The organism is Thiomonas sp., from assembly GCF_054608695.1.
Genome location: NZ_JBTRXV010000009.1, coordinates 26,724 through 40,081, shown reverse-complemented (window position 1 = coordinate 40,081; position 13,358 = coordinate 26,724). Strand labels below are relative to the sequence as shown.

The following is a 13,358-nucleotide window of genomic DNA, read 5'->3' as shown; positions in this document are numbered from 1 at the left end:
GCAGCGTGATGAACCATCCCCAGGCAGACGCCCACCCGCATCTCGGGCACGACCACCACGCCGCCCCCGAGCCTTCCGACGCCGGACACCAGCGCAAGCTGCATGGGCTGGCGCAGCGTGTGGTGATGACCGCAGCCCTCGCCTTCTCGGCCTACCAACTGGTGGTGGCGGCGTTCTCGCCCCTCTCCAGCCTGGTCATGCGCTCCTTGCATGTGGGCTTTTTGCTGCTGATGATTTTCTGGGTCGTCCCCGCCTGGAAGCGCAAGAGCTGGATGCAGCAAATTCCCGGGTTCGATTGGGCGCTCGGGGCCCTCGCGTTCACCCTCGGCCTGTACCACTGGGCCTTCGAGGCCGAGCTCATTCAGCGCTCGGGCGACCCCACCACATTGGACTTGCTGGTGGGCGCGGCCACCGTGGCGCTGTTGTTCGAAGCCGCGCGGCGCAGCCTGGGCCTGGCGCTGCCGCTGGTCTGCGGCCTGTTTCTGCTCTACGGCTTGTTCGGCCAACACCTGCCGGATGTGGTCAGCCATCGCGGCTATGGGCTCGATCAGATCATCGGCCAGCTCTACCTTGGCACCGAGGGCATCTACGGCATTCCGACCCTGGTCTCTGCGACCTACATCTTCCTGTTCATTCTGTTCGGCGCGTTCCTGGAGCATGCCGGCATGCTCCGGCTGTTCAACGCTCTGGCGCTGGGCTTGGTGGGCCGCGCGCGCGGCGGCCCGGCCAAAGTGGCGGTGATTTCATCCGGGCTGATGGGCACCATCTCCGGCTCGGGCGTGGCCAATGTGCTCACCGTCGGCCAGTTCACCATTCCGCTGATGACGCGCTTCGGCTACACCCCGGTGTTCGCCGGTGCGGTGGAAGCCACCGCCAGCATGGGCGGACAGATCATGCCGCCGGTGATGGGCGCGGTGGCCTTCATCATGGCCGAGACGCTGAACGTGCCCTATGCCGACATCGTCAAGGCTGCGGTGATTCCGGCCTTGCTGTATTACTTCACCGCGTTCTGGATGGTGCATCTGGAGGCCGGGCGCAAAAAGCTCATGGGCCTGTCGGCCGACGAATGCCCCAACCCTTGGAAAGCGCTGAAAGAAAACTGGCATCTCGCGCTGCCGCTGGCGGCGCTGGTGTGGATGCTGTTTCACGGTTTCACGCCCATGTTCGCCGGCATGATGGGCCTGTCGCTCACCGCCATCTTGTTGCTGGGCGCGGCCATTGCGGCGCGTATTTCGCACGCGGCATTCCGCACGGTGTTCTGGTTCGGCTGCGGCCTGGGGGCTGCGGCTTTCCTCGAGTTCGGCATCGTGCCGGTGCTAGGCGTGATCGCCCTGCTGGTGGCGATCAATCTGATGGTGAAAGGCGGGCACAGCACCCTGCGCACCTTGCGCAACAGCCTGATCGACGGCGCCCGCCAAGCCTTGCCGGTGGGTGTTGCCTGCGCCATCGTCGGCGTCATCATCGGCGTGCTCACCCTCACGGGCGCGGCCACCAGCTTCGCCGGCTTCATCGTGGATATTGGCTCGCACAGCCTGCTGGCCTCGCTGGTGCTGACCATGCTGGTGTGCCTGGTGCTGGGCATGGGCATTCCCACCATTCCCAACTACATCATCACCAGTTCCATCGCCGCGCCGGCTTTGCTCAAGCTCGGGGTGCCGCTGATCGTCAGCCATATGTTCGTGTTTTATTTCGGCATCATGGCCGACCTGACGCCGCCGGTGGCCCTGGCCGCGTTTGCCGCCGCCTCCATCGCCAAGGCCTCGCCCATGCGCATCGGCTTCAAGGCGACGCAGATCGCGCTGGCTGGTTTCGTCGTGCCCTATATGGCGGTGTACGACCCGCAACTCATGCTGCAGGGCGCCTGGACCTGGGCCGGCGTGCTCTACGTGCTCAGCAAGGCCGTGCTGGCCATCGTGCTGTGGGGCGGCGTGGCGGTGGGCTATCTGCGCGCCACCCTCACCTTGCCGGAGCGGCTGGCGGCGTTTGCCGCGGCAGCGCTGCTGGTGTCGGCTGTTCCGTTGACGGACGAACTCGGCTTCGCCGCCGCAGCGCTCTTGCTGCTGGCGCATGGCTGGCGCACGCGGGGACAGGCAGCCGTCGCGGCTTAAACAGTGATGGAACCGCGCGGGCTCAGGCGACGCTGGCCCGCCGCGCCTTCCACCAGCCGAAGCCCACCGGCAGCAGCGACAGCACGATGATGCCGAGCGTGAGCAAACCCAGGTTCTGTTTGATCCACGGGATGTTGCCGAACAGATGGCCTGCCGCCATCAACGAACCCACCCACAGCCCGCCGCCGCCGATGTTGTAGACGAGGAATTTGGGGTAGGACATCTCGGCCACGCCGGCGACGAAAGGCGCGAAGGTGCGCAAAAACGGGATGAAGCGCGTGGCGACGATGGTGATGCCGCCATAGCGCTCGTAGAACGCGTGGGCACGGTCGAAAGCCTTGCGGTTGAACCAGCGGCTGTCTTTCCAGGTGAACACGCGGTGGCCGATGGCGCGGCCGATGAAGTAGTTGGAAATATTGCCCAGCACCGCTGCCGCCCACAGCAGGCCGAAGGCCAGCGGGCCGTTGAGCGACCCCGCGGCGGAAAACGCGCCGACGATGAACAACATCGAATCGCCCGGCAAAAACGGCATGACCACCAGCCCGGTTTCGACGAACACGATGGCAAACAGCACACCGTACACCCAGGGCCCATAGGCTTGGATGAACTGGGCGAGTTGCACGTCGAAGTGCAGGATGATGTTGACGATGCTGGAGGGGTCCATGGAGTGCGGGCCGAAGGTGGAATGCCTGAAATGCCGGATTGTGCGGGCCCTGACTGAGCCGAGACCGAGCCGTTGGAGATGCGGGTGGCAGCTCGAAAAAAGCCGGCTGAGTATACTGATCCGATGATGGTTGCCTCGGTCGAATCCCCCCAGCTGCATGCGGATTCTGCCGCGCGCGACGCGCGTGAATCGGCCCCCATCCGCACCCTGCCCGACACCCTGATCTCCCAGATTGCCGCTGGCGAAGTGGTCGAGCGGCCGGCCTCCGCGCTGCGCGAACTGCTGGACAACGCGCTGGACGCAGGCAGCAGCCGCATCATCGTGCGGCTGGCACAAGGCGGGCTCGATCTGCTGAGCGTGGAAGACGACGGCTGCGGCATTCCGCCCGATGAACTCGCGCTGGCGCTGGCGCGCCACGCCACCAGCAAAATCGCCACGCTGGACGATCTGGAACGCGCCCAGAGCCTCGGGTTTCGCGGCGAAGCCCTGGCTGCCATGGCGGCCGTGGCCGAGGTGGAGATCGTCAGCCGCCGCGCTGGCCAGCCGGGCGCGAGCATCAGCGCTGCAGCCGGCCGCATCGGCGCCCTGACGCCGGCTGCAGCAGCCCAGGGCACGGTGGTCACGGTCAAGCGCCTGTTCCACGACATTCCCGCGCGGAGACGCTTTCTCAAGTCGCCACCGACCGAAACCGGCTGGTGCGTGGAGGTGTTCAAGCGCGCGGCGATGGCCCATCCCCATGTCGCCTTCAGCCTGTGGCAGGACGGCCGCGCCAGCCTGCAATACGCCGCCGACTTCAGCCCCGCCGGCTTGCAGCGCCTGGCCGATGTGCTGGGCAAGGCCTTCGCCGAACACGCCCTGCCGGTGCAGGCCCGGATTGGCCCGCTGGCGGTGCATGGCCTCGTCTGCCGGCCCACGGCCGCGCGGGGGCGGGCCGAAGTGCAGCAGCTTTTCGTCAACCACCGCTGGGTGCGCGACCGGGTGTTGGCCCATGGCGTGCGCGCCGCCTATGCCGACGTGCTGCACGGCGCGCTGCAGCCGCAATACGCCTTGCTGATCGGGCTGCCACCCGAGCGCGTGGACGTGAACGTGCACCCGGCCAAGAGCGAGGTGCGCTTCCGCGAATCCCAGGCCGTGCACCAGGCGGTGCTGCATGCGGTGCAGCAGGCGCTGGCGCCAGCCCTGTCCGGGCGGGCGGACACGGGCGCTGGCGGACATGCAGCCGATGGCCTGTCTTCGCCTGCGCACCCCGGTTCGCGGCCGAACCCGCCGTTCGCGTTCGGTCAGCCCAGCATGCTGCGCCAAAGCGCCCTGCCGCTGGCCTCCATGCTGCAAGCGTATGCGCCACTGGGGCCGAGCCAGGCCGGGCATGTGGCGGATTCCGCCACCCCCAATCCCTGGCCGAGCGAGCGCCTGGATCGCATCGCAGACTCTGCGGCGCCAAGCCAGCCTCTCGGCCAGGCCATTGCCCAGTTGCACGGCATCTACATCCTGGCGCAAAACAGCCAGGGGCTGGTGATTGTCGACATGCACGCGGCGCATGAGCGCGTGGTGTACGAACGGCTCAAGGCCGCATGGGATCAGCGCAGCCTGCCCACGCAGCCCTTGCTCATTCCTGCCGGCTTCGCCGCCAGCCCGCAGGAATTGGGCGCGGTGGAAGACCATGCCGAAACCCTCCAGGCCCTGGGCTTCGACCTCGCCGCGAGCGGCCCCGCCAGCCTCGCGGTACGCAGCCTGCCGGGTCTGCTGGGACGGGCCGATCCGGTGCGACTGGCGCGTGCGGTGCTGGCCGAACTGGCGGAATTCGGCACCAGCCAGACGCTGGAACAACGCCGCAACGCCCTGCTCTCCACCATGGCCTGCCACGGCGCGGTGCGCGCCAATCGCCAGCTCACCCTGGGCGAAATGAACGCCCTGTTGCGCGATATGGAGGCCACCGAGCGCTCCGACCAGTGCAACCACGGCCGACCGACCTGGCGCCAGGTGAGCCTGGACGAGCTCGACGCCTTGTTCCTGCGCGGGCGCTGACCGTCATTGACCGGCATTGACGTCCCTTCACGCGCCTTGTCGCCAACCATGCCGCACAAGCCCGAGCGCGCCCCGGTCTGGGCCATCACCGGCCCCACCGCGTCGGGCAAGACCGCCGTCGCCCTGGCCTTGGCGGCGTTGCGGCCGATCGAGATCATCAGCATGGATTCGGCGCTGGTGTATCGCGGCATGGACATCGGCACCGCCAAGCCCACGGCGGCCGAACGGGCGCAAGTGCCGCATCACCTGCTGGACATCCGCGAGCCGAGCGAAAGCTACAGCGCCGCAGCCTTTGCTGCCGACGCTGCGGCCCTGATCGACGCCATCCGCCAACGTGGACGCGAGCCGGTGCTGGTCGGCGGCACCTTGCTTTACCTGCTTGCCTTGCAACAGGGCCTCAACACGTTGCCCCAGGCCGACGCCAGCGTGCGCGCCGGTATCGAGCGCGACGCGCACGAGCGCGGCTGGCCCGCCATGCATGCCGAACTGGCGCGGGTGGACCCTGCCACCGCCGCCCGCCTCGAGCCCGGCGACGCCCAGCGCATTCAGCGCGCGCTGGAGGTCTGGCAGCTCAGTGGCAAGCCCTTGTCGGCCCATTTCGCCGAGCCGCCCAGCGCGCCGGACGTGCCGCTGCGGGTGCTGGCGCTGGAGCCGTCCAACCGCGCGGAGTTGCATGCCCGCATCGCCCGGCGCTTCGACGCCATGTTCGCCGCTGGTTTTCTCGACGAGGTGCGCAGCCTGCGCGCCCGCGGCGACCTGCATGCCACGCTGCCGTCCATGCGCGCCGTCGGCTACCGCCAGGCCTGGGCGCATCTGGACGGCGAGATCGACGCCGCCACCTTCGCCGCGCAAGCCATCGCCGCCACCCGGCAGCTGGCCAAGCGCCAACTCACCTGGCTGCGCAGCATGCCCCACCGGCTGGTGGTGGACTGTTGCGCCGCGAACGCCACCGAACAGGCCCTGCAGCCCTTGCTTCGATCCTGAAGCACAAGCCGGGTCCGGCACCCATCGCAGCCTGCGCATCCACGGCATGGTTGCAGACAAATCCACAATTCGTGGAATTTGTCACGAGATCATCGATTCAGTGACATGCCCGGGCTCTCAACCTCGCGTCCCGACTTCCAGAATAGGGGTGCAGGCGTCGGAGACCACTCATCTCCCGACCCTCTGGGAGCGAGAAGCATGACAGACCCTCGGGAATCTTCAAACCATGGCAGGCAACCCTGCAGTGCTGCGAGCCGCGCGCGCGCAGGCTTCATGGCCCAGCACGGCTCGACCTTGCTGGCCTGTTTCAGTACCGAGACCCATGCCTGCATGGACGCCAACGCGGCCTTCGCCAGCTTGTTCGGCATGCACGAAGATGCCCTGGTGGGGCGGCATTTGTCGCGGGTTTTCGCGCCGGAATGCGTGGCCCAGATCGAGCCGTTCATGCACGACGCGCTGGAAGATCGACAGGAACAATTGTTCGAGCTGAGCCTTCGTGACGCCGTTGGCAGCGTGCGCGACTTCGACGTCAGCCTGTTGCCCTACGCCCCCGGCGGCGCCGTGCTGGAGTTGTGCATGGTGATGCATGAGGTCACGCGCTTTCGCGCCATGGCACGCATGGCGCACGAGGCCGCGGCGCGCCTGCACCGCTTCATGGACGCCAGCACGGAGGGCATCGTGTTCCAGCGCGATGGTGTGATCGTCGACATGAATCCGGCCCTGGCGCGGCTGATGGGCTATGTCGGTCAAGACATCATCGGCCGGCGCGCCATTGACTTCGTCAGCCCCGATTACCGTGACATCGTGATCGGCAGATTCCGCAGCAAGGTCGAGAACAGCCCCTACGAAGTCACGCTGCTGCACCGGGAGGGCTACGACATCCCGGTGGAACTCGTCAGCAGCAATGTCGAATTCGACGGCGAGATGCTGCGCATGACCCTGGTGCGCGACATCCGCGCCCGCCGCGCCGCCGAGCGCCGCATGCGCGAACTGGCCGAACGCGACGGGCTCACCGGCCTGTACAACCGGCGCATGTTCCTGGAGCAGTTGCCCGCGCGCATCGCCGGGCTGACCGAGCGCGAGCAGACCGCCGCGCTGCTGTTCATCGACCTCGACCGCTTCAAGCAGGTGAACGACCGCCACGGCCATGCCCAGGGCGACCGCCTGCTGCAGACCGTGGGGCGGGAGCTGCTGGCGTTTCTCACGCCGGGCGACATCGCCGGGCGCATGGGTGGGGATGAGTTCGCGGTCCTGCTCACCGGCGTCCAGCCCGAGGCCGCCGGGCACCGCGCCCAGGCTCTGCTGGCGCGGCTGCAAGCAGCGTTCGACGCCACCGGGTTGACCGAAATGGCCTACGCCTCCATCGGCGTGGCCCTGTTCCCCAACCACGGCCAAACCGCCGACACCTTGCGGCGCCAGGCCGACCAGGCCATGTACCTGGCGAAGGCCCAGGGCGGCAACGCGGTACGGCTCTACGCCCCGGCGGGCTGAGCCTGCGACGGGTTGTGCGGGGCATGCCCAGGGTGTGCGCGTTCGCGCACGAAGGTGCCCAGCGCTTGCGCGGTGTGGCCCTTGGCCGCGTTGGCACCACCATCGGCATAGTCGCGCGGCGGTCCGGCATGCACCAGTGCGCCACCGCCGGCGCCGCCTTCGGGGCCGAGGTCGATGATCCAGTCGCTCGATGCCATCACGTCCAGGTTGTGCTCCACCACCACCACGGTATGGCCGGCGTCGGCCAGGCGCAGCAGCACGCGGATGAGCTTGTCGACATCGGCCATGTGCAGGCCCACCGTGGGTTCATCCAGCACATACAGCGTGGGGCGCAAGGCGGCGGTGGCGAGTTCGGTCACGAGCTTCAGGCGCTGCGCCTCGCCGCCCGAGAGTTGCGGACTGGGCTGGCCCAGGCGCAGATAACCGAGGCCGACATCGTGCAGCAGCTGCAAGGCGCGGGTGATGCGCGGGTGCGCGGCGAAAAACTCCAGCGCCGCAGCCACGCTCAGCTGCAGCACCTCGCCGGCCGATTTGCCGCGCAGCTTCACGCTCAGGGTCTCGGCGTTGAAGCGCAGGCCGTTGCAGTCCTCGCAAGGCTGAATGACATCCGGCAGGAAGTTCATTTCCACGCGAATGGCCCCCTGGCCCTCGCAGGTCGGGCAGCGTCCGGGGCCGGTGTTGAAGGAAAAGCGCCCGGCGTTGAAGCCGCGCATGCGCGCCTCCAGGGTGTCGGCAAACAGCTTGCGGATGTCGTCCCAGATGCCCACATAGGTGGCGGGGCAGGAGCGCGGGGTTTTGCCGATGGGCGTTTGGTCCACCTCCAGCACGCGCTCGATGGTGTTCATCCAGAGCAGCGCCTTGCAACCCACCGGAACGCCCTCACCGGCCAGCAGCGATTGGGCGCTGGCGTACAACACGCCGCGCGCCAGGCTCGATTTGCCCGAGCCCGAAACCCCGGTGACGACGCTGAGCCGCGCCAGAGGAAAACGGACGTCGATGTCGCGCAGGTTGTGCAGTCGCGCGCCGCGCACTTCCAGCGCCGGGGTGTCGGCGTGGGTCGCGGGACGCGGCACCAGCGGGTGGCGCAGCGGCTCGCGCAGGTAGCGCGCGGTGAGCGAATCCGGATGGCGCATCAGCTCGGAAAGCGTGCCTTGCGCCACCACCCGCCCGCCCAGGCTGCCGGCGCCTGGGCCGATGTCGAGAATGGTGTCGGCGCGGCGGATGGTGTCTTCGTCGTGCTCCACCACCACCAGGGTGTTGCCGCGCGCACGCAGTTCGTCCAGCGCGTCGAGCAGGCGGCGGTTGTCGCGCGGATGCAGGCCGATGGTGGGCTCGTCGAGCACATAGGCCACACCACGCAGATTGCTGCCGAGCTGCGCCGCCAGGCGAATGCGCTGCGCCTCGCCGCCCGAGAGCGTTGGCGCGGCGCGGTCCAACCCGAGATAGCCGAGGCCGACACGCTGCAGGAATTGCAGCCGGGTGCGAATTTCGCTCAGCATGTCGCGGCCCACGGCCTGCTCGCGCGCATCGAGCTGCAGCGCATCGAACCAGGAGTGCGCGGCGTCCACCGCCAGTGCCGAGATCTGGGCGATGGACTGATCGCGAAAGCGCACCGCCAGCGACACCGGGTTGAGCCGCGCCCCCAAGCATTGCGGGCAGGGCTGGGCGTCGCCGTCGTCACGCCAGGTGCCCTCTTCGCCGGTCTGTTCAGCGTCGAAATGTGGCAACCGCACGCCAGTGCCGAAACAGCCTGGGCACCAGCCCGCGGACGAGTTGTAGGAGAACTGGCGCGGGTCCAGTTCGGGGAAGCTGCGCGCGCATGAGGGGCAGGCGCGGCGGGTGCTGAACTGGCGCAGGTCCAGCCCGGCATGGGCGCCAATCACGTCGCCCGCCGCCATCGCGGCACGCAGCTTGTCCAGCGGCCACACCACCTGCACCACGCCCTTGCCGAGCTGCACCGCCTCGCGCACCAGGGCGCGCAGGGCTGCCTCGTGTTCGGGCAGCAGGGTCAGTTCGCCCAGCGGCAGGGCGATGTCGTGTTCGCGAAAGCGGTCGGGCCGAGGCCAGGGGTCGGTCGGCAGGAAGGCGCCGTCCACCCACAAATGGCTATGGCCGCGCTTGGCCGCCCATTGCGCGAGTTCCGTGTACACGCCCTTGCGTTGCACCACCAGCGGCGCCATCACGCCCACGGTCTGGCCGCGCAGCTCGCGCAGCAGTTGCGCGACGATGGCCTCCTCGCTTTGCGGCGCGATGGGCACCTGGCAGTCGGGGCAATATTGCGTGCCGAGCTTGGTGTAGATCAGGCGCAGGAAGGGGTGGGTTTCGGTCAACGTGCCCACCGTGCTCTTGCGCCCGCCGCGACTGGTGCGCTGGGCGATGGCGACGGTGGGCGGAATGCCGAAGATGGCATCCACATCCGGCCGTGGCGGCGGCTGCACGAACTGCCGCGCATAGGCGTTGATCGACTCCAGATAGCGGCGCTGGCCCTCGCTGAACAACACGTCGAAGGCCAGGGAACTCTTGCCCGAACCGGACACTCCGGTGATCACCGTCATGCTGCCGCGCGGCAGATCCACATCGATGTTTTGCAGGTTGTGCTCGCGCGCATGGCGGATGGCGATGTAGCCCTCGCGCCCACGCCGCACCGCCTGGGCGAGATAGGCGCCGGGCCCCTCGGCGGCTTGCAAGATTTCGGCATCGTTGCTGGCGTAGGGCTGTGCCAGCGCGTACAGCTCCCCCTCCCGCCCTCCCCCATGGCGTGGGGGAGGAGTCAACACACCCTGCCCGCGCGATGGAGGTGACAACGCGCCCTCCCCACTGGTGGGGAGGGCCGGGATGGGGAAGAGGCCGTGCTGCACACCCGCACCCACCTGTCCGCGATACGCCGCCAGCGCCCGCCCGGTGTGCGATGCCGCACAGCCCTCGACCACCGCCGGCAGGCCGGCGACGACGATCTGCCCGCCGGCATCGCCACCTTCGGGGCCGAGGTCGATGACCCAGTCGCTGGCGGCGATCACGTCCAGGTTGTGCTCGATCAGCACCACGGTGTGGCCGGTGTCCACCAGTTCGTGCAGGGCGCGCAGCAGCTTGGCGATGTCGTCGAAATGCAGCCCGGTGGTGGGCTCGTCGAGCAGGAACAGGCTGCCCTTGCGCGCACCGCGCCCGGCCGTCTTGCGCGCCTCGGCCAGAAATGCGGCGAGCTTGAGACGCTGCGCCTCGCCGCCCGAGAGCGTGGGCGTGGGCTGGCCCAGGCGCAGGTAATCCAGGCCCACCGACTGCAGCGCCTTCAAGCCCGGCATCAGGTCGCGCTCCTTGGCGAAGGCGGCCAGGGCCTCGGCCACGGTGAGTTCCAGCACGTCGGCCACGCTCAGGCTGCGGCCGTCGGGCAGATCGAGCTTGACCTCCAGCACTTCGGCGCGAAAGCGGCGGCCGTCGCAGTCGGCGCAGCGCAAGTACACGTCGGAGAGGAACTGCATTTCCACATGCTCGAAGCCCGAGCCGCCACACGTGGGGCAACGGCCGTCGCCGCTGTTGAAGCTGAAGGTGCCGGCGCTGTAGCCGCGCCGCTGCGCCTCGGGCAACGAGGCGAAGCGTTTGCGCAGCGCGTCGAACGCGCCGACGAAACTCACCGGGTTGGAGCGCGCCGTCTTGCCCATGGAGGACTGATCGACCAGCACCACGTCGGCCACCTGCTCGGCGCCCAGCAGGCGGTCGTGCGCGCCGGGTTCGGGCGCTGTCTTGCCCAGTGCGCGGGCCAAGGCGGGAAATAGCACGTCGCCCATCAGGGTGGACTTGCCGCAACCCGACACCCCGGTGACGCTGACCAGCGCCCGCAGCGGAAATTCGGCGGTGATGCCGCGCAGGTTGTGCTCACGCGCGCCTTCCAGAATGAGGCGTGGCGCGATGAGCCGGCCGGCGGCGTCCACCGCGATGCGGCGCGGCGCGCGGTCGGGCTGCACCCGTTGCTCGCCGCGCAGATAGGCGCCCGTCAGCGTGGCGGCGGCGCGCAAGCCGGCGAGATCGCCCTGATACACGACTTGGCCGCCATGCTCGCCAGCACCGGGGCCGAGCTCCAGCAGATGGTCGGCGGCGAGCATCACCTGCGGGTCGTGTTCGACCACCAGCAGGGAATTGCCGGCCAGCTTCAAGTCCTGCATCACGGCGTTGAGCCGGTGCAGGTCGCGCGGGTGCAGGCCGATGGAGGGCTCGTCGAGCACGAACAGGGTTTGCGTCAGCGAGGTGCCCAGGGCGGTGGTGAGGTTGATGCGCTGCACTTCGCCGCCCGAGAGCGTGCGCGACTGCCGGTCGAGCGTGAGATAGCCCAGGCCCACGTCCAGCAGGTAACGCAGCCGGGCGCGAATTTCGTCGAGCAGCAGTCGCGTCGCGGCATCGGCGCCGGGGTCGTGCTCCATCGCGACGAAAAAGGCATGGGCGCGCTCCACCGGCAACTGCATCACGTCGTGCAGGCACAGGCCGGGGAGCTGCGCCGCAACCGTGTCGGTCCAGTTCACGCCCTGTGGCCGAAAACGTGGCCGGTCAGCCAGGGCCGCGTCGGCTTCCTCCCGGCTGCCCACGCGCCAGAGCAGGCCGTCGAGCTTGAGCCGCGCGCCGCCGCAGGCGGGGCATGGGCTGCTGCTGCGGTATTTGGACAGCAGCACGCGCACGTGCATCTTGTAGGTGCGGGTTTCCAGCCACTCGAAAAACCGCCGTACGCCGAAATACTGCTTGGTCCAGCTGCCTTTCCAGTCGGGGTCGCCTTCCAGCACCCAATGGCGCTCGCCGGCGGTGAGTTCGGCCCAGGGCACGTCCAGCCGCACGCCGGCGGCCGGGGCGTGGCGCTCCAGGTCTTTTTGCGCGTCCTTGAAGCTGGCGGTCTGCCAGGGCTTGACGGCACCCTGCTTCAGGCTCTTGCGCCCGTCCGGAATCACCAATCCCCAGTCCAGCCCGAGGGTGCGGCCGAAACCGCGACAGGTCTCGCAAGCGCCGACCGGCGAGTTGAAGCTGAACAGGCCAGGACTGGCGTCGCGGTAGGCGATGTCGCAATGCGCGCAATGCAGGTCGGAGGAGTAACGCCAAAGCTGTTGTGTGCCCCTGGAAGTCCGCGAGCGGACTTCGCCCCCCGAGGGGGTCAAGGAAACTTGGGAGCGGCCCGGCGTTTCCTTGGGGGCGTCGGCGACAGCAGGGTCAATCTCGGCCGCCGGCCACACCGCCATGCGCCCTTGTCCCAGGCGCAGCGCGGCCTCCACGGCCTCCATCAGCCGCGCCGTTTCGACGTTGGCAGCGCGGAAGCGGTCCTGCACCACATGCAGCACGTCGCCATCGCGCTGATGCACACGGGTGTAGCCCTGCGCCGCAAGCCCCTGCAGCACTGTGTCTTCCGGCAAGCCAGCGGGAATGGGGACGGGGAAGGTGAGCACCAGGCGCGGATCACCGGCTTGGGCGGCGCGCTCCAGCAGATCGGCGGCGATGCTGGCCGGGGTTTCGCGCCGCACCTCAGCGCCGCACTGGCGGCAATGCAGCCGGCTGGAGCGCGCGAACAGCAGCTTGAGGTGGTCAGCCAGCTCGGTCATGGTCCCCACGGTGGAGCGCGAGGTGCGCACCGGGTTGGTCTGGTCGATGGCGATGGCCGGCAGGATGCCGTCGATGCGATCCACCTGCGGCCGGTCCATGCGGTCGAGGAACTGGCGCGCGTAGGGCGAGAAGGTTTCGACATAGCGCCGCTGGCCTTCGGCATACACCGTGTCGAACACCAGCGAACTCTTGCCCGAGCCCGAGACCCCGGTGACGACGACGATCTGCCCCAGCGGAATGCGCAGATCGAGGTTTTTCAGGTTGTTCTGCCGCGCACCCTCGATGTGGAGGGCGGCTAGGGGTGGAGTCGGCTGGATGGGATCGCGTGCGGTCATCACGCCACTATACGCAGCCGCCGCCAGCGTGCGCAGGCCGGGGGAATGGCGCTTGCCGACGGGTTTCGCCAAGGCCAAAATCGCGCTTTGCGTGCTAGGCTAGTCTCGCATCATGCACTGCAACAAGGTGTCAAACCGGCGTGCTGCAGCGCTGCATTGCGCAAACTGCCGCGTTCAACC

Annotated in this window: 6 protein-coding genes; 4 read left to right on the top strand and 2 right to left on the bottom strand. The window is 68.5% G+C overall.

The window, feature by feature from the left end:
• Positions 1 to 8: 8 nt before the first annotated feature.
• Positions 9 to 2,108 carry a TRAP transporter permease gene (locus ACYCUK_RS06015; RefSeq protein WP_461593912.1) on the top strand — a complete coding sequence of 700 codons (2,100 nt, stop codon included), beginning with the start codon at positions 9 to 11 and terminating at the stop codon, positions 2,106 to 2,108.
• Between the two features lie 22 nt (positions 2,109 to 2,130).
• On the opposite strand, the gene ACYCUK_RS06010 is transcribed toward ACYCUK_RS06015, so the two are convergent.
• Entirely contained in the window at positions 2,131 to 2,772 is a 642-nt protein-coding gene (locus ACYCUK_RS06010; RefSeq protein ID WP_461593911.1) for a VTT domain-containing protein, read from the bottom strand.
• Between the two features lie 123 nt (positions 2,773 to 2,895).
• Here ACYCUK_RS06010 and mutL point away from each other — a divergent pair, with 123 nt between their 5' ends.
• The 3 genes from mutL (at position 2,896) to ACYCUK_RS05995 (ending at position 7,272) form a co-directional block, all read left to right on the top strand.
• Complete coding sequence (gene mutL / locus ACYCUK_RS06005) at positions 2,896 to 4,797, top strand: DNA mismatch repair endonuclease MutL (RefSeq protein ID WP_461593910.1); 1,902 nt, start codon at positions 2,896 to 2,898, stop codon at positions 4,795 to 4,797.
• Between the two features lie 48 nt (positions 4,798 to 4,845).
• On the top strand, positions 4,846 to 5,781 hold the full coding sequence (gene miaA, locus ACYCUK_RS06000; RefSeq protein WP_461593947.1) for a tRNA (adenosine(37)-N6)-dimethylallyltransferase MiaA: 936 nt from the start codon (positions 4,846 to 4,848) through the stop codon (positions 5,779 to 5,781).
• Positions 5,782 to 6,054: 273 nt separating this feature from the next.
• On the top strand, positions 6,055 to 7,272 hold the full coding sequence (locus ACYCUK_RS05995; RefSeq protein WP_461593909.1) for a diguanylate cyclase domain-containing protein: 1,218 nt from the start codon (positions 6,055 to 6,057) through the stop codon (positions 7,270 to 7,272).
• Here ACYCUK_RS05995 and uvrA read toward each other — a convergent pair.
• A complete protein-coding gene (gene uvrA, locus ACYCUK_RS05990; protein WP_461593946.1) occupies positions 7,254 to 13,178 on the bottom strand; it encodes an excinuclease ABC subunit UvrA in 5,925 nt (1,974 codons plus the stop codon). The genes ACYCUK_RS05995 and uvrA overlap by 19 nt on opposite strands.
• Between the last annotated feature and the right edge of the window lie 180 nt (positions 13,179 to 13,358).